This window comes from Flavobacterium sp. PS2, from assembly GCF_046250155.1.
GTDB lineage: Bacteria > Bacteroidota > Bacteroidia > Flavobacteriales > Flavobacteriaceae > Flavobacterium.
Window position 1 is genome coordinate 2328619 of the sequence record NZ_CP176426.1, and the last position, 21421, is coordinate 2350039.

The window sequence follows — 21421 nt, forward strand, 5'->3', positions numbered from 1 at the left end:
TAGTCTTTTAAAATTACTATACCTGAGTACGTTTCCATTTTCCTTTTTTGTAAAGTACTATACTTGCCAACGTTATCGCTGTTTCGGCAACTGGAATTGCAATAAAAACTCCTGTTGGTCCCATTTTAAAATGTTTGGCTAATATATAGGCCAATGGAATCTGAAATAACCAGAAACCAAAGAAGTTTACCAATGTAGGTGTCCAGGTATCTCCAGCACCATTAAAGGTATTAATCAATACCATCCCAATTCCGTAGAAAATGTATCCAGAACTCATAATCTGTAATGCTTCGACAGCTATGTTTTGGATAAGGATATCATTGGTAAAAAATGAAACTATATATTTTGCAAAAAAGAATGTGATAAGCATAATTGTAGCCATAAAAATGACATTGTATTTTGCGGTTGTAAAAACCGATTTTTCGGCACGTTCTATTTGTTTTGCACCCAAGTTTTGCCCAACCAAAGTGGCTGCAGCATTACTTAATCCCCAAGCCGGAAGAATAAAAAACATCATGATACGTAATGCGGTTTGATATCCTGCAGAACCATGATCTCCACCTGTTGTTGCTACCAATTGTGCCAGAAAAATCCAACTACAAGATGCAATAACAAATTGTAATACTCCTGGCGCAGCAATTTTTACCAATGCCTTGATTTGCTCAAAGTCTGGAATAAAGTAAGATGAAATAATCTTTAAAACCCCACGACCATTAAACAAGTGGTACAATTGATATAATACACCAATACTTCGTCCAGAAGTTGTTGCTATAGCAGCTCCAACTAATCCAAAAGCAGGAATTGGTCCTAGTCCGTTAATTAAAATAGGACATAAAATGATATTACAAATATTGGCAATCCAAAGACTTTTCATGGCTATAGCAGCATTTCCTGCTCCACGAAATATTCCGTTGATAAGAAATAAAAGCATCACACATAAGCTTCCGCCTATCATTATTTGGGTGAATTTATAACCATATTCTGCCGCTTCTGCAGATGCACCCATAAGTAACAAGATGTCTTTGGCATAAATAAAACCAAAAATACTAATCACACTATTAATTGCAAAAGCAATAATAATGGCTTGCATTCCTGCTTTTGCTGCGGCAACAGGATCTTTTTCGCCTATACGACGAGCAACAACTGCTGTTGCAGCCATACTAATCCCGATTGCAATCGAGTAAACAATCGTAATAACCGACTCTGTAAGTCCAACTGCCTGAATAGCAAAACTGCTATGCTCCAGATGTCCTACGAAATATAAATCGACCAATGCAAAAACCGATTCCATAAGCATTTCTAATACCATTGGAATAGCAAGAAGAATTACGGCTTTTTTGATACTGCCCGAAGTGTAATCAAAAGATTCATCTCCTTTGATAGCTTGTTTTATTGTTGAGAAAATTCGAGAAAATAAACTTTTCTGTATTGTTGTTTCTGTCATGATAATTAAGGATATATGATAAAATTGTCCAGAACCAATTGTTTATTGGCTGGACTTAAAAAATTTGAAGGCATCCTAATTATTCTAAAAATAAAATAGGATTAGGCAGAAACTATCATAGCGTATTTTTTTTAAGACGATAAATATAAGTAATATTTTTAATTTTAGAATAAAAATTCTAATCTAGCAATTTTTCGCTAACGCGCTTACTTGCTATAAATGAAGCTATAAATCCAAGTGAAAATATAGTCCCTAAAACAATAAATACATTTTCGAGAGTAAAAACAACAGGAAATGCTAGCGTTGCAGTAATCATGATAAGTTCAAATCGTTGTTGTAATAGGACCAAAATAACACCTAAAACAAGACCAATTAATCCTCCAAATACACTAAGCAAGGTTCCTTGTAGCAAAAATATTTTTCGCAAATCTTTGATTTCTGTTCCTAGATTAAAAAGCGTTTTTAGGTTGCCTTTTTTATCCAAGATCATCATGATTAATGCTCCAATTAAATTAAAAAGAGCTACTATAATTACCAATGTAAAGATTAAATATACCGCAATGTTTTCGGTATTAAGCATTTTATACAAAGACGCATTAAGTTGAGCCCTATTTTTTGTAGTGACTTTATTATTGAAAATCTTTTGCAATTGCGAATCGATATTAGATTCGTTTGCATTCGGTTTTAACTTAAACTCGATTCCCGAAATCTGATTCGGTTTATATTCCAATAACTCCTGAACCAACCCTAAATCGGCAAAAACATATTTAGAATCTAAATCCTCGCTTATCGAATATATCCCAACAGGCAATACATCGGTTTTACTAAAAGCTTCTTCAGGATTTTCGATTGCGCCCTTTCCTGGTTTTGGAGCAAATACTTGCAATGGATTTTCGAAATCCAATATTCCCATCGAAAAGTTTTTGGAAATCCCATACCCTACAACAACCTGATACGTATCGGGTTTTAGCCATTGTCCGTTAAAGAGTTTTTTTCTAATATCGTTTACAACAGGATAATTACGATCAACTCCTTTTAAGTAGGTAACTTGTTGCTTTCCGTTAAAAATAAACAAAACCCGTTCTTCGATTATTTTAGTGTACGAAGCAATTCCTTCAATTTTTTTAATCTGAGATTCCTGATCTGGAGTAACCAAAAATGATTTTCCGTAGGTACTCTCAATTTTTAAATCAGGATCTATCTCATTTGTAAAAGAAAGACTGAATACTTTTAATCCGCTAAAAACGGATAAAACCACAAACAAAGCCATTGTACCAACAATAATTCCAAGGCTGGCAATACGATTTATGATATTGATAGCATTGTTTTTACTTTTGCTAAAAATATACCGTTTGGCTATGTAAAGGGGAAAGTTCAAACTATGATTTTCTTCTTTTTTCTAAAAGATCACGATTTTCTATTGGGTTATCTCTATTTGCTAATGCATTATCTATTTTCTCAATATAATCTAATGAGTCATCTATAAAGAAAACTAAGTTTGGCACTTTACGTAATTGTAAACGTACACGTTGTGATAAATCATGCTTAATCAAAGTTGAATTTGACTTAATTGCTGCCAATGTTTCTTTAGCTTTATCCTGAGGAAAAATACTTAAATATACTGTTGCCACAGATAAATCTGTAGTTACGCTAACTTTGGATACTGAAATTATCAAATTGTTAATTCCATTTTTTCTCACTTCACCTTGCAAAATATCAACCAAATCCTTTTGGATGACACCGCCTATTTTTTTCTGTCTATTTGTTTCCATAGTGCAAAAATACTATTTTTAAATTTCAATCGATACAATTTCAAATGAACAATAAGATGATTTTTCTATTCTTATCTTCATTAGTGCAAATTTCGATACTCTTTTTTAATAAAAGCCTAAAATTGGAATAATTATTCCTCCTCGATTTCATTTCTCCAATGTGATAAAAATCATGTTTTTTATCAGAAATATTCTACACCTTTAATAGAAATATAACAACACATCTATTATGAAAAAGAGAGAACCAATTAGTCATATAATGACTAAAACCGTAGTAACTGCAAATGAAAATGACGGCTTAAGAATGGTAGTCGAAAAGTTGAAAAAAAATACCATTAGACACATCCCAATCGTTCGAGGTAAAGAAGTGATTGGTATTATAAGTCGTACAGATATAAACCGATTAACATTTGGAGCTTTATTTGAAGGACAAGAAGGTGCCGATGAAGCAATCCTGGATATGCTTACCATCCCTCAAGTAATGACATCAAAACCTATGACGGTATCATCGGATTCGATTATAAGAGATTTAGCAGAAATTTTTGTGAAAGAAGAATTCCATGCTTTACCTGTAGTCGATAATGGAGAACTTAAAGGTATTGTTACAACAACCGATGTTGTAAGATACTTTTTAGAACAATACGATTAAATCAAAATATAACCATAAAAAAACGGGACATTAGTCCCGTTTTTTATTACATATTATACAACCAACTTTGCGGATTGTTGTATGTTGTGTTTTGTAGTATTAAGAATTTAATAGTTGTTTTTCCTGTTTCTCCACTAGTTCTAATCTTACCTATATTTTGTTTGATACTTACTTTATCTCCTTTACTTACAGATACAGAACTTAAATTTTGATATACTGTAAAGTAATCTCCATGCTGGATCATTACTGCCTTGTTTATTGGTGATAATACCATAACGCTAGATACAACTCCTTCAAAAACTGCTCTTGCGTTTGAACCTGCTTCTGTCGTGATTTCGACACCACTATTATGAATTACCAAAGTATTATAAATAGGATGTGGCTGATCACCATAACCCAATGATACAAATCCTTTTTCTACCGGCCAAGGTAATTTACCTCTATTAGCTTTAAAGTCGGCAGCTAGTAATTTAGCTTCGGCTGTTAATGCAATTTTTGTGTCAGATACTGCAGCAACAGATTTTGTTCCAGTTTCTTTTTCTTTTTCTGCAGCAGCTTTACGGTTGGCAGCGGCAATAGCTTCACGAATTAAACGATCAATTTGTCTGTCGATTCTTTTCGATTCCTGTTGTTTACTTTTCGTATCAGCAATAATCTTATTTTTATCTTTCTTAATCGAGTTAACTAGTTTTTGCTGTTCTTTCTTTTCTTGTTCTAATGCTACTTTTTCCTTTTCATTTTCGGCAATGATTTTTTTCTTTACCTGTCTTTGTCCATCTAATTTTGAATTATAATCAGCTAATTGAAGTGATTTTGACTGAATTTCTTCTCCTTGATTTTTTCTAAAATTAGTATATTGTTTCATATACTGTGCACGTTTATATGCTTGCAGGAAACTCTCTGATGATAATAAGAACATCGCTCTACTTTGTTCTGAGCGACTTTTATACGATTTAAGAATCATCTTAGCATAATCAGCTTTCAATATCTCTAACTCTTTCTTAAGCTTATTAATTTTTGATTGATTAATATACATATCATTACTCAAAAGCTTCGTTTGCTTTTCGGTAGTATTGATTAGTTTTTCTTTAAGTTTTATTTTATTAGACTGAACAATAAAAACATTCACCGCAGATTTTTCTTTCTTCTTTACAGACTGCAACATTTTTTCGTTATCTCTAATTTCTTGTTGAATCTGAGCTTTACGTTGTTCCAGTTTTTCTTGTTGCGAGTCTTGCGCCCACATAAACGAAGTGGTGCAAATAAGAATTAGGCTTAGGAGAAATTTTGGCATCTTTAAAATATATTTTTGCAAACTTACTTAATTATAATTTTTTTATATCCATTTGGGACACTATAAGGAAAAGAAAGTTCTTCATTAAATGTAATTGTATTGTAATTTAAATTGATTTCTGTTTTTCCTTTTGGTTGAATCGCTTCTATTGCAATACTTGTTGGAAGTATTCCTTGATCAAAAGTTCTATTCTCACCATATGCAATTTGCATCATGATATTTTTGGAAGTTTGCGAAATTTGCTCTTTTTCCAATAAAAATTTATCTGCTTCAAAAAAGAATGATTTTTTAATATCCGTTTCTTTTGCCTCGTCCAAACGATATAATCTGTCAATTAATGTTTCAGTGTATTTTCCTTTTTTTAAGTCGTCGATTGCTTCACCTATCAAAAGATTTTGAACTTTATTAAAATCTAAATCTGTTCCTAACCATTTGCTCAAACTACTAAAATCACCATCATAATAAGTGCTACTAATTTTTTCATAATAGCTTACCGAATTTGGTGTAATTAAAGCTTTTGCCATTGTAATTCCAAGAAAACGGATACTTACCAAAATCTGTTCGTCTTTTTTTATTTTTATCTCAGCCGTAACATTCTGATTTTGTTTATCATCCGAATATTTTGCACTAGCTTTAATATATAAAGTCGAAAACTGTAATTTATTATTATAATGTCCGTCGATAATTTTATTCGCAGAAACTGGATTTACTTCCTCTTTGCTTGTATTATTTCCTTTTACTGCACCCGATTTCGATTTGCACGAAACAATAAAAACGAGTAACAATAACATTAGATATTTCTTCATCAGAATTTATTTGTTTTGAACTTTTACCTAAAATAAAAGATTCTTATTTTTTTTGTCTTAATAATTGATTTGCCTTCGCAAAATACGCTTCTTTTTTCTTCAAATCTCCTAAACCATTATAAGCTTCTCCTAACTGAATGTTAAAATTTGCTTCTAAAGTTACATCATCTACAACATAATCAAGTCCCATTTCTAAAACGTCTTTTGCTTTTTTAAATTGTTGCAACTGATTATTAGCCAATCCCGAATAAAAATAAAACTGCGGTTGCGTTGGGAATGTTTCTATCATTACTTGCGAACGTTTTCCCATCGGTTCGTATTGTTTAGTTTCGGTGTACGCTTGAAGCAAAAGTAAATTTGTTTCTATATCTACTTGTGAAGCCGAATTTACTGACAATTCATAATATTTAGTTGCCTGATCAAATTGGTTTTTGCTATGATAAAACTTCCCTATTTCTTTTGCAACATCTACATCTGGGTCATTCTTAAAATAAGTAATCGCTTTATCCAAATCAGGACTATATTGTGGATTCTTACCTACAAAAATTAGAAATTCGTTTAATATTCTATGTTTGATTTTCGAATCTATTTTAGAATTTTTTAAAACAACATCCATTGCCTGAATTGCTTTTTCAGGTTGATTCTGATCTAAATACGTTTTAAAAGAACTTACTTGTGCCCACTCCGATGTTGGAATTGCTTTCTCTAATTGTTGCGTAATTTCCAATACCTTATTAGCGTCATTGTTCTTTGCATACAAAGAAATCAAAGCAATATAATTAGACTCTTCTTTCGGATTTTTCTTAATCTGATCCGTAAGACTTTCTATTTCGACATTTTGATATTTTCCTTGTGACAAAATCTGTGCCTTATATAATTCTCTTTCACTTGATTTTCCAAACTTGTCATTCATTTCATTAATCAATGCAAGCGCTTTGTCCCACTGATTTGTAATCATGTACAAAGAAATCAGATCGTCTTTATATTCCTCATCAAACGGAATAATCTTCTGGATCGTTTCTATCGCCAAAGGATAATTTTTAGTCTGATAAGAAACATCATAAATACCCAACCAAAACCACTTGTTTTTTGGATTTATCTGTACCGCTTTTTCAAACGAACTTTGGGCATTTCTATAATCTTTTAAAGACAGGTAGTTTTTACCTAATTCAAAATAAACAGTTGCGTCATTAGGTTGCAATTTCTCGCATTTTTGCAAAGCTGTTATTGCTTTGTCATAATTCTCGATTCCTTTTTGCAATAATGATTCATAAAAAGAGTCCTGAAATTCATCGGTAGCCATAGCTATATCTTCTGGCTCGGTTTGAGCCATTATCGAAGCCTGATTGCCAAGCAAAGCCATAAATACAATTATTAAAACTCTTTTTTTCATTTTTATATTATGATATTAAAGTAAAAACGAACCCCTAATAAACTTCTTGTTTATTCTAAAACCGAATAATCTCCTATGCTAATGCTTGTAAACTTACCGTCATAAACAACGTGGTTTCCTATCATTGCATTGTCTAAATTAGCGTTTTTTATTTGTGCATTAGTTTGCACCAAACTATTTTTGATTGAACTATCAATAACATAACATCCTTTTCCTAAAGATACATTAGGTCCTACAGTTGCATTTTTCAATACTACGTTTTCACCAATGTAACACGGTGGAATAATAGTTGAGTTTTCTAATTTTACATCATAATCTACTAAATGTTCTCCATCATTATGCAAGAATCCTAACATTCTGGAATTAGTTTCGACAGTAACATCTTTATTACCACAATCCATCCATTCATCTACGCTACCGGTTTTAAAAACTTTTCCGTTAGCCATCATTGCTTTAATACCGTCATTAATCTGATATTCTCCACCGTTCTGGATATTATTATCCAAAACTATTTGAAGCTCATTTTTAAGAATTTCAACTTCTTTAAAATAATATATTCCTATAACAGCTAAGTCACTAACAAACTCTTTTGGTTTTTCGACCAACTCTGTAATTTCATTATTAGCATTTAACTTAACTACTCCAAATGCTTCTGGTTGCTCAACTTGTTTTACCCAAATCACAGCATCAGCTTCTGGATCTAATTCAAAATCAGCTCTAATTAAAGTATCTGCATAAGCAATTACCGCAGGTCCTGATAAAGATTCTTTGGCACACATAATAGCATGTCCTGTCCCTAAAGGTAAATCCTGACGATAAATAGATGCTTTAGCTCCTAAACCATTTGCTAACTCTTTTAAACTTGCTACAACATCATCACCAAAAAAAGCTTCATCACCTAATATAAATGCAACTTCTTCGATAGGCTCTTTAAGAATTTTAGCAATATCTTCGACTAAACGATGTACAATTGATTTTCCTGCAACCGGAATTAATGGTTTAGGTATAGTTAATGTATGTGGCCTAAGTCTTGATCCGCGACCTGCCATTGGAACGATTATTTTCATGTTTAGCCCCCTAGCCCCCGAAGGGGAATACCTATTAGGGGTTAATAGGTTTTTAATTTATATTATTTTTTGCTTTTTCAATTCCCCCTTCGGGGGTTAGGGGGCTTACTTCACCCCAGTACTACCAAAACCTCCTTCGCCTCTTGATGTTTCCGAAAGTTCATTAACTTCAACCCATTCAGCTCTTTCATGTTTGGCAACAATAAGTTGTGCAATTCTTTCTCCATTTTCAATCACAAAAGCCTCATTGGATAAATTTACTAAAATTACTCCTATCTCACCTCTATAATCCGCGTCTACAGTTCCTGGAGAATTTAAAACGGTGATTCCTTTTTTAGCAGCCAATCCACTTCTTGGTCGCACTTGTGCTTCGTAACCAATTGGTAATTCTATAAAAAGTCCCGTTTTAACTATGGTTCTTTCTAAAGGTTTTAATGTTATTGGTTCAGATAAATTAGCACGCAAATCCATTCCTGCCGAAGCTATTGTTTCGTAGTTAGGTAAATCGTGTTGTGATTTGTTGATAATATTAATCGTCATTTTTATATTTTTAAAGCTAAATGTAAATCTTGAATTTGTTATTTTTTGCTAAGAATTCCTTTTATCGTATCCTTTTCGTTATGATAAACGAAATAAACAAACAGAAGGAACAATGGAATTCCGACAAAATAATTTTCTCTGAATCCGTAAAAAGAAATAACCGAGAATACAATTGAAATTCCTAAATAGGCTCCAATTTTCTTCATATCATAAGGTATCGGGTAATACTTGTTTCCTAAAACATACGAAATAAGCATCATGCTTCCGTAAGCCGAAATTGTTGCAATTGCTGATCCATAGTAACTATACTTCGGAATTAAAAGATAATTTAATACTAAAGTTAGTATAGCTCCAACTATCGATATGTAAGCACCAATTTTTGTCTTATCAGTTAGTTTATACCATACCGATAAATTATTATAAATTCCTAAGAAAAAGTTCGCCAGGATAATTAACGGAACTACTTTCATAGCTTCCCAATAAGATTTATTTTCTAACAGTAGTAATTTTAAAATATCTGCAAAAACAATTACTCCTAACAAAATCAAAGATCCAAGAATCACAAAATATTTCGTGATTACTGCATAAGTTTGAGGTGCATTTGCATTTTTAGCATGACTAAAAAAGAAAGGTTCTATTCCTAATCTAAATGCTGTTGCAAATAAAACCATAAATAAACCCAATTTATAACATGCTGAATACGCTCCAACTTCTGACTTTGCTATGTTTTCCGGCAATAAATAACCTAGTAAGATTTTATCAAAATGTTCATTAACCGCAAAAGCTAATCCAGCCACCAAAATTGGCAAACCATACTTCATCATTTTTTTCCAAAGTATAGGGTCAAATTTTCGTCCAAGCGAAAGATAATTAGGAGATAACACTATAAAAGTAGCCAAACTAGCAAGCAGGTTAGCAATAAAAATATAAGCAATTTGGAAATTTTCTACATATAAATTATCCCAAACTGAATTTGGATTATCAGCCGCAAGTTTAGGTAAGTACATCAAGAAGAAAATATTCAGAACAAGATTTACTATTACATTTCCAATTTTTATTGCTGCATAAACCATTGGTCGCTGATTGGCTCTAAGCTTAGAAAAAGGTACTAAAACCAATGCATCCAAAACTAAAATCCAAACCGAATAGGTAACAAACTGCACATCGACTTCGGCAAGAGTTGCAAGTGTATTTCTAAAAATTAATGCTGCAAAAAGAAAAATAATTGATGACCAAAAAATAGAAATTGTAGAAGTCGCAATGACATTTTTCTTATCTGGTTCGGAATTATAAAACCTAAAAAAAGCAGTTTCCATTCCGTAAGAAAGTACTACGTTAAAGAAAACCATCCACGATAACACGATAGAAACCTCACCATACTCTGCTGTTGGTAAAATTCCGGTGTATAATCGTACTAATAAAAAACTCAGCATTCGTGGCAATACTGTCGCAAGCCCATAAATAGCTGTCTGTTTAAAAAGATTTTTATATAATCCCAAAATATTTGTGGTAATAAAATTTATAAAACAAAAATAACCAATTCTTTGGTTTAATATCGTTTTTATCGATTCATTAAGGAAATGTTATGCTTTTTTATATTAAGTCAACTTATTTTCATCTAATATTTTTACAAAATGAAATCCTTTAGGGCCATAACCTTGATTATAATAAAAACGATGTGCGGCAAAATTAGAAGTAAATGCGTCCAAAACAATATTAGAACATCCTAAATCAAGTGCTTTTTTCTCAATATAATCCGTCAGTAATTTCCCGATTCCTTTAGAACGATGATCTGGATGCACAACAAAATTATCTATCTCCAAATATTTTCCAGACCAAAGCTTTGTAGATGACCAACATCCTGTAATTCCTAAACAAATATCATCCTCAAAAACAGCAATTTGGGTATAATTATGAGGAACCATTTCTGATAGGTATAATTCATATTTCTCCAAATCCAGATTAGGATATAAATACTGCATGGTCGCAATTTGAGCAACCATTTCTTCAATAGTAATTAGTTCTTTGATTATAAATTGCATGTTGATATAAAAATAGAAGCCAAAATTAATCAAAAAAACTGATTAATAATTGGTGTCACTATAATCATGATTCAATTGGAGCCAATTGATGATAGGCTATTGTTTTATAATATCGATATAAATGATCATAAATTAATAGTTCATACATTCTTTGTTTGGATGTATACTGCCTATTTACCATCATGTGTATGTGACTCTTTAAAAAACTTGATAGAGAAATTTCTAGATTTTCTTTAATCTGTAAAATCACTTTATCTACTTCATTTTGTTTTTCTTGTATAAATTCAAAAACTTCAGGATAATCATTTATACTTTTATCAAATAAAAATCGATTCATTTCAGGAAATAACTCTCGATAGTGTTTATCCATTTCTTTTTTAAGATTCTTATCGGCATTAAATTCTTCTTTAAAAGATAATTGCAACTCATCCATTAGCTTTAGTTTATCTGCACTTGTTAACAAAAATGAATTTAGAAAACTATCAATCGCACAAAAACTAAAAAGCAATGGTATGCTGTTATTTACAAATCCCGATTTTAAGATTAAATATTGCAAAACCATTTCACTGTCTTGGTAGAAAAGAAATTCTGAATCAATCATTGTGTTCTGGCCATACCTTTCAATTTCTCTTTTATAAGTACCCGTTTTTACTTTCCAAACAATATTTTGTTCTATCATCTCATCCAAAACAGGATAAAGCATTGCTATTATTTCAGATAATCTATCAGGTGAAGCTACCAAAAAACGAATCCTCAAATGTTCATCAGGGTCTTTATATCGTATAAAAAACCATTTACTTATTAAATTTTTCTCTTTTAATAATGAAATAATAGGATATAGTTTTTCTACTAAAACAATATCGGTCATTTTAACTCCTGTGTATATTTTATAATACAACCATTCACTCCCTAAACAAAAATCTCTTTTCATTTTTATGTTTTTTTAACCGCAAAGATTTAGCAGATTTTTATTTGTATAATTTGTAGCAAAAAAATTAACCGCAAAGTTTAAAAGAGTTTTCACAAAGTTCGCAAAGCTTTGTGTCCCCTACGTTTCTTCTTAGCGTGCTCTGCGGTAAAGACAACAGAAAGAAAATCCGCTTTTATCCGTGTTTTCGCGATAGCGAATCCGTATCATCCGCGTCCATTGCGTCTCTATTCTCAAAGTCTATTTACTCTTTGTAAAATGACAATATAAATTGATTTGTAAAATCTTCTCCATTGGCATCTTTAACAACAGAATCACCAGTAAACAAAAATTCTTCCAGCGTAATTTTATTATAGTTTTGAACCGATTTTAAAAACATCTTCATACAAATCTCTTTTTCTAAATCAAGTAAAAGTGTATTATCTGTGTTAATCCAATTTACAAGTCGGGGTATATTGCGTTCATTCTTCCAAATTGTAAAAGCTTCAAATAAACCGCTTTCTTCCATTTTTAAAAACTGGTTTATTTCCTTTTTATCCACCATCCATTTTGCTTTCGAAAGAATAACGTCTTTATATAATACTCGTGGGAAATAATCATAATGCAAATCCAAAACACCCCAATTAAAACTATAAATAGGTTTTAAATCCTGACTTTGTAAGTCACATAAAAAATGATAAATGGGTAATGATTTATTATTAGAATAATCATGAGCATTAGATAAACAAGGAACAACTTCTTTATTGTACTTTTTAGATCGCAAAAAAATCCTATTCTCTTTAATAGAAATCATCAAATCATTTAAATCGATTGCTTTCTCTTCTGCTACACCAGGAATAGAAAGATAGGCAATTTCATAATCTCTTAAAACTGGTCTTCGTAATATATTCCCCGTTCTTGATTCAGGAATATGTACCACTTCTGCCAAGATTTTATCAGAATGATATTTTGTTTCTTTTTCAATAATTTCTTTTGTCAAATTATGAATCCCCTTGTTTCCATTACAAAAGCGTCCTAATAATTTTGCCGCACTACTATTTCCTGAAGATTCAATACTAATTTCTTCATTTTTTAAAAGTTCGATCATTACCGAAAATGTAGCTGGAGCATTATCCCAATTGGCATCAAAATCAGGAAAATCTTTTTCTGAAAATAGAATGCTTTTCTCTTTTTTTACAACACCCTCTTGCAATTTTTTCTCTATGATGTAGTCATAAGCACTCCAAGATTGATTCTCTGTTTTCGGTTTTGTACCTTGAAAAGAGAACCGTTCTAATATGTCATGAACATCATTCATATCTGAGTCTTGAAGATAGCCAATACCCGTTTCTGTATCCAGAACTGTAGTTAGTGGCATTTCTTTTGATTCATATCTTTGATTAAATGCTTTTATAAAATTGGTCTGATTTGTAAACTTTTTAGAATTTTGAATTCCGTTTAAAAAACGAATCGCTTGCATTACTTTTTCTGGAACTTTTTCACTTAATACATTTACATAGGTAGCTGTGTTTAAATCAGTCTGAAAAAGATATTTTTCATCATAAGACAAATCCATGTTTTGGATTAATTCCTTTATTTCGGTATAACTGTTTTCTACAGGAATCAAGCTCTTGTCTAATTTTAAAAGCCCTTTTTTAAGAATTTGCAATTGTTTATTATCATGTTGTAATTTGGGAATTTTATTAAAAATAGTAAATACACTATCCCACTCCTCTTTACCTGTTATAGTACCATCAATCTCGCTTACAAGAAACTGAAAATCGATTAATTGGTAAATAAAAGCTAATGCGTCTTCCTTTTCAGAAGAATCATCGATAAGATGTAAAACAATTTCATCAACCCTTATTCCTGACTTTGCATGAAGCAATACCGTTTCTAAAAGTTCTGATTTTCTTAGTGCCGAAATACTATGCTCCCTTTTAGTATTTACATATTTATACTCTACATAGCGATAGAAATCGCCAAGAGTATAAACTGAAGTATTAGGATAATATACAAGATGATTTCTAATTTCTTTTCGTTTCCCAAATTCCTGCAACATTCCTAACCAGAACTGTCTATCAAATTGCGTAAAACGATTAAAACTAGCTGGCGATTTAAGAATACAATTTGTTTCCGAATCTATTTTTCCTGTAGTACATCCAGCAAATAACCCAAAAGGAGTACACCTTGCAGACATTCTGGCAATGTATTTTAATAAGGTAATCTCTAGACCGTTCTCTTTTTTGTTCGAAAGAACAGAAGAATCTTTTTTCCATTTATCTAAGGCCAACACCAATTCGGGTGATGCGATATAAATTGCTTCCCGAACCAACTGGTTTTCAAACGCCTCTAATAATCCTTCCTGAGAATGATTCTCTATTACATTTAAATAAAAAGAAATAGGAAATAAAGGCGTTCGTAAAACATACTGGGAAAAATGATGAACTTTATAAATGTTCATTCTTTTGATTTAAACACATTATTCCTTCTTTAATTTGTAATCTGGATGCCCCAACTGCCAATAAAAAAAAGCATAAGAATCGGCAAGTCTATCATTTAATTTATCAAAAGATACATCTCCACCATGACCACTTTCCATACCTACATTTAAAAATATAGGGTTATCTCCTGAATTATTAGCTTGAAGTTTGGCTGCAAACTTAGCCGGAATCCAAGCAATTACACGAGGGTCATTCATACCAGCAGTTATCAAGGTTGCAGGATATTTTGTTCCTTTTTTTATATGATGAAATGCATCCATTTCTAGCAATGCTTTAAACTCTTCTTCATTTTTAACAGTTCCAAATTCTTTTATATTATTTGGCCCGTTGGGTGCAATTTCAGCACGAACCGCATTTATCGATCCTACATCGATAATTGCTGCTTTAAATAAATCTGGTCTTTCTGTAATCGCTCTGGCTATTAAGATGCCGCCAGCACTTACACCTTCTACACCCAAGTATTCTGGAGAAGTATATTTTTCCTTGATTAAAAACTTTGCACTCGAAATAAAATCTTTCCATGTATTTGGCTTTGTTTTCTTAAAACCGCCTTTATGCCATGCATCGCCTTTTTCTCCACCACCTCGCACATGTGTATGCACCAGAATACCTCCATCTAAAACCCATAATAAACTATATGGATTAAAATAAGCTTCGTTTGAATCCCCATAAGCACCATATCCATCCATGATTACTCTATTTTTACCATTTTTATCCAATCCTTTTTTGTGAATAATCGTTAGAGGTAAAGCTAATCCGTCATGTGTTATTATTTCTATTTCTTCTACTACTATATCTTTATATTCGGGATAATCTGGCTGTTCACGAAAATCTTCCGGTCTTAAGGTATCTGTTTTAATATCGCACTTATATCTTTTTCTATTTTGAGTCCATCCTGAACAAGAAATCCAAATATCCGATACATCTTCACTTATGGTTTGCATGTAAATTTTACCAGAAGGTGTTGGCATAATTATTTTTTTATAATTTCTTCCGTTATAAAAATAAAAATTTGCTACAACTCCATTTTTTACTGTTGTAAAGAAAAATCCATCTTTTGTTTTTACAACATCATCTATTATTTCATCTTTTATTTGCTGAACAATAACCTCCGGAGTTGAAAAATTCGGAGAATCAAGAGATGTTTTACATAGCTGACTTTTGTTATTGTTTTCTGAAATAAAAATCACATCGTTTCCGTCTATTATAAAACTTTTAATTTTTTCTTCTTTTTTAAAAAAGGGTTTCCAAATCACTTTATCATTATAAACATCTACCGCATTTGCATAAAAATAATCACTATAATTGGTGGCTCCACCCACGCGTCCAAATATGTAATTATTAAATTTTTGAGGAATTGTTACAATAGGAAGATCTGCCTTGTCTAATTTTAATTCAGGATTATTTGATATCGAAAAAATATCTTTTATCGTATTAGGGTTACTTCCAAGTTTATAAACAACAGCCTTTGTGTTCATAATAAAATCATCAGATTTCATGTCGATATTAGGAATATGAACATAAACAATTCCCGAGTTGTCGGGCAACCAACTTATTCCTCCTATTCCACTTGGCCAGGTATTGGCAATAATCTCTGGTAACATCTTATTTTTTAGTACATCAAAAATAACAACTTCGGCAATTTCTTTTCCGCCTTCCGTAACTGCAATAACTACTTTAGAACCGTCTTTGGTAGGCTTATAATAACTTATTAAATATTTTTTATTATCCTCTGGTTTAAAATCCTTGGGGTCAAAAAGTAATTGTTCCTTACCATTAATTCCTTTTTTGCAATACAATTTTCGATAGTTTTCGTCATTACGCATTTTAGTATAAAAATTAGTGCCATCTGTAGTTGTATTTATAGCACCATAAAAAAATTCTGTTTTCTTATCTATGTTTAGCATTCGATTTAAAAATTCATTTCTTTTAGAAATACTTTTCAAGGTTGCTTCAGTATAAATCGTTTGGTTTTTCATCCAATCAATAACAGCTGGGGCTTCCAGGTTTTCTAAATTTCTGTACTCGTCAACAACTTCAATTCCATGATATACATCGGTTGCTGGAATTGATGGAGCCAATGCAGGAGACTGAGCCAATATAGTTCCAGAAAAACTAATGACTAATAATGTTATAATTTTTTTCAATTTATTTATACTTAATGTTATCATGGTATCTATTATCGTTTCTTTTTGCTCACTTTTTCTGCAAGTTGCATCGCATTATACACATTTAAAACTTTACCCGATTTGGATAATTTCGAAAATGAAACTTTTTTTATCTTTTGTCATTATTTATCTTAATTAAATTTCAGTTAATAACTAACTGCATATAAATAGCATAAATAATTTTATCCTATTTACAATAATCTGTCGATTTTTTAAATTTTGGATTAGTAACCGGCTCACCTTCAGTGCCATTTCCTCCCCCTTTAATTAAATGTGGATTCTTTAATTTTGCTATTACAAATCTTTCTAAATCAAATTTATTAACTTCTTTTTTTTCTCTTTTCGTTTTCATTTTTATAAATTATATTTATTATTTACTTACAAATATAGAACAGCTCTCTTACAAAACTACTAAACAATCACCTAGTGTATATCGAAATTCGGGAATTTCGAGTTTGTAGATTCTTATAACAACATAAGAATAAAAGCTTTACTATTATGTGACATTATCGAGCTCCTTAATAAAATAAGTTGGTTTGATACCTGTTTTTTTATAAAAAGCAGCCGAAAAGGATTCCGCATTGTTAAAACCAAATTCCAAAGCAAGAGCCTGAATGGTATATTTTCTTAACATCTTATTTTCTTGTAATTGGGTAATTGCATACTCAACTCTTAAATCGTTTATGTATTGGGTAAAAGTTTTTCCCTTATACACATTTACTATTTTGGATACATATTTTGTATTCGTCACAAATGTGGTAGACAACATTTGTACCGTAATATTCGATTCTAGATATTCTTTTTTGTTTTCGAAATCATCCAGCTTTTCCAAAATCTGGTTCACTAATTCTTCAGCTATTCCAATATCTTCAATTTTTGTTACAGCTATTTTAATTTCTTTATCTTTATTTTCCTCAATTCCATTGCCCTCTTTTCCTGTCGTTTCATTTATTATTTTTTCAAATCGGGAACGATATCTCTTCTTAAGTTTATACTGATAGATACCAAAACCCCCCATACCAATGGTTATTAAAAATAAAACTCCAAATCCCCAATATGTCTTTATTTTATCCTTGCCCAGAGATTCTATAAGAGCTTCTTTATCGGAAATTAAACGTGGGATATCATATTCTTTATGCACCAACTTATTTAATTCTCTATAATTTTTCTGTAAAGTACTGTCTATCGTCATATAGGCAGTTATGTACTTTAATTGATTTTCTTTATCTCCTAAATTTTTATAATATGAAATCAAATACGGATATCCATCTATAAATTCGGTACTTATTTCTTTTGTTACTTTATAGATAGAATCTACTTTAATAAAATTTTCAGCAGCTATTGCTTTTTTCCCCAATCCCTCATAGACTTTACCCAAATAAAAATACCCTGCTAATACATTACTAACATTATCATATTTGATCATCTTGGGCAATGCTTTACTAATACTGTCCAAACCTACTTTATAATTCTTTCCTTCTACTTGGTTCGCTCCCTCATTTAAAACAAACAGGTACTTATATTCTTCATTTTTTGTTATATATGATTCTCTGTAGCCTAATTTATTGTAATAAGTAGTTGAATCTTTATTATGTAACGATTTATAACAATCTGCTATTCCAAAAATAACAGTTAGATAATCCCTGCCAAGTTTCGGATTTCTTACATCTTTGCTCTTATAATACCGATAACATTCTTTATAAATATCGAGTGCTTCTTTAAAATCTCCTAAATCTTCTGATTTCGTAATAGCTATATATCCCCGCACTACATAATAGTAATCGATATTTGTTTTAAGCGCTATTTTTTCGGCTAAATTATAATTATTCAAAGCTTCTTTAAACTTAAATTGTCTTTGAAGTAAATCTGCTTTTTCGCAATAAGCCGCAGCAGGAAAAAATTTATGACCTGTATTTTGAGAATATTTAATCACACTATCCAGATACATAATGGCTTTACTGACATCTTTATCATAATACAAAAGGGCAAATTGGTAATTTGCCTTGGCTTTTTGGATAGGAATGTTTTCTTTATTGGCTTTAGCCAAATAAGCTTGTGCGCATTGCTGTTGCACTATTTTATCTTTTTCATTAGCAAAATACAAATCATGCAACTCATCATAAGAAAGTTTTGCATACTCTTTTTTTGGAGTTTGTCCCAATACGATTATCGGCAATAAAAACAATAAAACCTTCATATTCCAGATAAAGCTCTTCATTAAATTTAATTTTCTTACAAAAATACAGCAAACTTGTACAATTAAACCAACAAATTGCTAATTTAACGAACCACAAGAAAAACACTAAAAATCACATAGTTAACCGTGTTTTTAATACGAAATTCCTGAGATCTATATCGGTTTTCCCGAATCCCGATAACGACCATTTGCTTTCAATATGATGTTTGACATAGTTTTGGCAGAAGAAAACGAGATTGTTTTTTAGTAAGACGTTACTTTAGAATACTCTATTTTTCTATAAATTATAATTTGGCCAATTTATCAAGGATTGTTTAATTGTTTTATAACCTTTAAAAATAAAACAAATGGGAATTCAATAAAATTATTATTAACCAATTAAATTTTTATACAATGAAAAAATTAGAATTAAATCAAATGGAAATTTTATTAGGAGGACAAATAAAACCTAAAAAAGATGATGATGATACTGGTGGTGGGAGTTCAACTTCCAGAGAATGGGGCTGTGCTTTAACTGGCTTAGCTGCTGGTGTTGCAGCAGGTTTGAATCCATTAGTTGGTGGTCTAGCAACTGCTGCTTGTTTTCTACTAAATTAAAAAATTATGAACAGAGGGTCAATAACAATGATGTTGCTAATTATAATAATAGCAATAGGTTATAGGTATAAAATTTATAAGGACAGAAAAAAATGATTTTGCCTCTGTTTAAAATATTTAACCTCAAATATAATATGTTTGAGGTTACTTAAAACTTATTTTATGGAAAAATCGGGTTTTCATAACTTTTGCCAATATTTATTATACTTTTTTTGTTCGGAAAAAAACATCTGAATTAATAAAATTATGAATAATTCGGTATTAATTTTATCTCTTCTAGTTATAATAATTGGATTAGGATACAGATTCCATAAAAAAAGACTAACAAATAATTCATTTAAAAGCGACCTTTTAAACAAACTTTGTTTGAGGTCGTTTTTATTAAAAACAAAATCTATGGGAAGATTAGGAACTACAGAAATTTTACTTATAATCCTTGCAATTATATTATTATTTGGAGGAAAAAAAATACCTGAATTAATGAAAGGTATCGGAAATGGCATCAAAGAATTTAAGAAAGCATCTAATGACAATCTTAAAGAAGATGAAACTGAAAATAAATAATAAACTCAATCTTTTATTTTTATGATGTTTATAACACAAGTTTGCAATCCTTCTTGTAATCAAGAATCGTTATTAAATATTTTAAAAACACATATCTGTACTTCATGCTGCATAAATCAAGGAAGGATTGTTGCGTATTTTTAAATGAAAAAAAATGAAAAATCCTTTTATTAAATGCTTGTTTCTTTCTATCGCTTTAATCCTAATTACTGAGATTATAAAATCAGTTTTAAATATTGACAAGTTACTTTACAATTCAATGGCAGAAAATCTAAGCTCTCAACAACTAAACCACTTTTTTGAAATTCAAAATAAATGGAAGTGGGTTTCTTATTTTTTCATTCCTGTATACATTACAATAAAAACAAGTGTAATCGCCATTGTGTTATACATGGGTACTTATTTTTTTAGCCAGAAAGAAGTAGCATACAAATCATTATGGACTATTGCAATTAAAGCTGAGTTTGTCTTTCTGCTTGTTCCTATTACTAAAATTATTTGGTTCTATTTTTTTCAAACCAAATACGATTTAGAGGATATTCAATATTACTACCCCTTATCAGCATTAAATATAGTAGGCTACAAAGATTTAGAATCTTGGTTTATTTATCCCTTTCAAACACTCAATTTATTCGAGTTGGCATACTGGCTTATCCTTGCTTATTTTATAGGCAAAGAAACCGAAACCAATATGGATAAAGGGCTTAAAATTGTAGCTTATAGTTATGGTCCCACTTTATTATTATGGATAACTATCGTTATGTTTTTCACCCTTAATTATTCTTAACATGTCTAACACTAAAAAATTATTTCTTATTGCATGCTTTATCATGCTTTTTGCGCATATAGTAAGGTATTTCTTTTATAATGAAGATATTCTTCAAGCAGCTATGGGAACTATTGCAATGATTTGCCTTATAATGTCTCTGATTATGAATAAAGGACCAGAAAAATGAAAAAATCTCTAAAAATCATTCTTCTTATAACATTCATTGGCATTTTACTTTTTTTAGGTTACTTAATTGTGTCTAAGATAAACCATAAAAAAGAGGTTGCACAAAATATAAAAAACATTCCTGAATTTTCATACCAAGATATATCAGGAGGTATTTTCACCAATCAAAAATTAAAGAAAGAGACTGCAACAATTTTTATTTATTTTAATACAGATTGTGAATTTTGCCATGAAGAAGCTAAAATGATTAAAGAAAACATGGAGCGTTTGAGTAATTTCCAATTAATTTTCGTCTCATTTGAAAAACCGGAAAACATAAAAATATTTGCCCAAAAACATCAATTAACCACTTATGACAACGTTTATTTTTTATGTGATAACAAAGTTACTTTCGCTTCTACTTTTGATATTAAGTCATTGCCATGTTTAGTCCTTTATGATAAAGAGCAGAACCTAATTAAGAAAATAAAAGGTCAGACTAAAATCGAAGTTTTGATAAAACAAATGAATCTCGAATAAAAT

At 30.8% G+C, this 21421-nt stretch carries 20 protein-coding genes; 5 read left to right on the top strand and 15 right to left on the bottom strand.

Annotated features, from left to right (window positions below):
* Window positions 1-16: 16 nt before the first annotated feature.
* From ACJ6WR_RS10030 to rbfA, 3 genes are all read right to left on the bottom strand, one after another.
* Window positions 17-1444: an MATE family efflux transporter gene (locus tag ACJ6WR_RS10030; RefSeq protein WP_323490026.1), complete on the bottom strand. Its 1428-nt coding sequence runs from the start codon at window positions 1442-1444 to the stop codon at window positions 17-19.
* A 178-nt stretch (window positions 1445-1622) separates the two neighbouring features.
* The gene (locus tag ACJ6WR_RS10035; protein ID WP_039118593.1) at window positions 1623-2822 is read right to left on the bottom strand and encodes an ABC transporter permease; all 1200 of its coding nucleotides are present in this window, start codon (window positions 2820-2822) and stop codon (window positions 1623-1625) included.
* A gap of 1 nt (window position 2823) precedes the next feature.
* Entirely contained in the window at window positions 2824-3216 is a 393-nt protein-coding gene (gene rbfA / locus ACJ6WR_RS10040; RefSeq protein ID WP_039113350.1) for a 30S ribosome-binding factor RbfA, read from the bottom strand.
* A 229-nt stretch (window positions 3217-3445) separates the two neighbouring features.
* Here rbfA and ACJ6WR_RS10045 point away from each other — a divergent pair, with 229 nt between their 5' ends.
* Window positions 3446-3865, top strand: a complete 420-nt coding sequence (locus ACJ6WR_RS10045) for a CBS domain-containing protein (RefSeq protein ID WP_039113349.1) — start codon at window positions 3446-3448, stop codon at window positions 3863-3865.
* Window positions 3866-3911: 46 nt separating this feature from the next.
* Here ACJ6WR_RS10045 and ACJ6WR_RS10050 read toward each other — a convergent pair whose 3' ends face one another.
* The 12 genes from ACJ6WR_RS10050 to ACJ6WR_RS10105 all read right to left on the bottom strand — a co-directional run bounded on the left by ACJ6WR_RS10050 (window position 3912) and on the right by ACJ6WR_RS10105 (window position 18804).
* Window positions 3912-5159 carry a murein hydrolase activator EnvC family protein gene (locus ACJ6WR_RS10050; RefSeq protein ID WP_039113347.1) on the bottom strand — a complete coding sequence of 416 codons (1248 nt, stop codon included), beginning with the start codon at window positions 5157-5159 and terminating at the stop codon, window positions 3912-3914.
* A gap of 23 nt (window positions 5160-5182) precedes the next feature.
* Window positions 5183-5965, bottom strand: coding sequence for a DUF4292 domain-containing protein (locus tag ACJ6WR_RS10055; protein ID WP_409417723.1), 783 nt, complete (start codon window positions 5963-5965; stop codon window positions 5183-5185).
* Between the two features lie 43 nt (window positions 5966-6008).
* A complete protein-coding gene (locus ACJ6WR_RS10060) occupies window positions 6009-7358 on the bottom strand; it encodes a lipopolysaccharide assembly protein LapB (RefSeq protein WP_039113345.1) in 1350 nt (449 codons plus the stop codon).
* A 50-nt stretch (window positions 7359-7408) separates the two neighbouring features.
* Window positions 7409-8425 carry a sugar phosphate nucleotidyltransferase gene (locus ACJ6WR_RS10065; protein ID WP_039113343.1) on the bottom strand — a complete coding sequence of 339 codons (1017 nt, stop codon included), beginning with the start codon at window positions 8423-8425 and terminating at the stop codon, window positions 7409-7411.
* Between the two features lie 105 nt (window positions 8426-8530).
* Complete coding sequence (gene dut / locus ACJ6WR_RS10070; protein ID WP_086893896.1) at window positions 8531-8965, bottom strand: dUTP diphosphatase; 435 nt, start codon at window positions 8963-8965, stop codon at window positions 8531-8533.
* A gap of 38 nt (window positions 8966-9003) precedes the next feature.
* Window positions 9004-10464, bottom strand: coding sequence for a lipopolysaccharide biosynthesis protein (locus tag ACJ6WR_RS10075; RefSeq protein WP_039113340.1), 1461 nt, complete (start codon window positions 10462-10464; stop codon window positions 9004-9006).
* A 99-nt stretch (window positions 10465-10563) separates the two neighbouring features.
* Window positions 10564-11007, bottom strand: coding sequence for a GNAT family N-acetyltransferase (locus ACJ6WR_RS10080; RefSeq protein ID WP_323490030.1), 444 nt, complete (start codon window positions 11005-11007; stop codon window positions 10564-10566).
* 64 nt (window positions 11008-11071) lie between these two features.
* Window positions 11072-11938, bottom strand: a complete 867-nt coding sequence (locus ACJ6WR_RS10085; protein ID WP_409417724.1) for a thiopeptide-type bacteriocin biosynthesis protein — start codon at window positions 11936-11938, stop codon at window positions 11072-11074.
* A 241-nt stretch (window positions 11939-12179) separates the two neighbouring features.
* Window positions 12180-14378 (bottom strand): lantibiotic dehydratase family protein, encoded by a 2199-nt coding sequence (locus ACJ6WR_RS10090; RefSeq protein ID WP_409417725.1) that lies wholly within the window; start codon window positions 14376-14378, stop codon window positions 12180-12182.
* Window positions 14379-14396: 18 nt separating this feature from the next.
* Window positions 14397-16565 carry a prolyl oligopeptidase family serine peptidase gene (locus ACJ6WR_RS10095; RefSeq protein WP_409417726.1) on the bottom strand — a complete coding sequence of 723 codons (2169 nt, stop codon included), beginning with the start codon at window positions 16563-16565 and terminating at the stop codon, window positions 14397-14399.
* A 208-nt stretch (window positions 16566-16773) separates the two neighbouring features.
* Entirely contained in the window at window positions 16774-16938 is a 165-nt protein-coding gene (locus ACJ6WR_RS10100) for a hypothetical protein (protein WP_165763180.1), read from the bottom strand.
* Between the two features lie 144 nt (window positions 16939-17082).
* The gene (locus tag ACJ6WR_RS10105; RefSeq protein WP_409417727.1) at window positions 17083-18804 is read right to left on the bottom strand and encodes a helix-turn-helix domain-containing protein; all 1722 of its coding nucleotides are present in this window, start codon (window positions 18802-18804) and stop codon (window positions 17083-17085) included.
* A 372-nt stretch (window positions 18805-19176) separates the two neighbouring features.
* Between ACJ6WR_RS10105 and ACJ6WR_RS10110 the strand changes: the two genes are divergently transcribed.
* The 4 genes from ACJ6WR_RS10110 to ACJ6WR_RS10125 all read left to right on the top strand — a co-directional run bounded on the left by ACJ6WR_RS10110 (window position 19177) and on the right by ACJ6WR_RS10125 (window position 21418).
* Complete coding sequence (locus ACJ6WR_RS10110; RefSeq protein ID WP_039113334.1) at window positions 19177-19380, top strand: hypothetical protein; 204 nt, start codon at window positions 19177-19179, stop codon at window positions 19378-19380.
* A gap of 396 nt (window positions 19381-19776) precedes the next feature.
* Window positions 19777-19944, top strand: a complete 168-nt coding sequence (gene tatA / locus ACJ6WR_RS10115) for a twin-arginine translocase TatA/TatE family subunit (RefSeq protein ID WP_082001808.1) — start codon at window positions 19777-19779, stop codon at window positions 19942-19944.
* A 154-nt stretch (window positions 19945-20098) separates the two neighbouring features.
* Window positions 20099-20731 carry a hypothetical protein gene (locus tag ACJ6WR_RS10120; RefSeq protein WP_409417728.1) on the top strand — a complete coding sequence of 211 codons (633 nt, stop codon included), beginning with the start codon at window positions 20099-20101 and terminating at the stop codon, window positions 20729-20731.
* Window positions 20732-20896: 165 nt separating this feature from the next.
* Window positions 20897-21418 carry a redoxin domain-containing protein gene (locus ACJ6WR_RS10125; RefSeq protein WP_086895514.1) on the top strand — a complete coding sequence of 174 codons (522 nt, stop codon included), beginning with the start codon at window positions 20897-20899 and terminating at the stop codon, window positions 21416-21418.
* The last annotated feature ends 3 nt before the right edge of the window (window positions 21419-21421 follow it).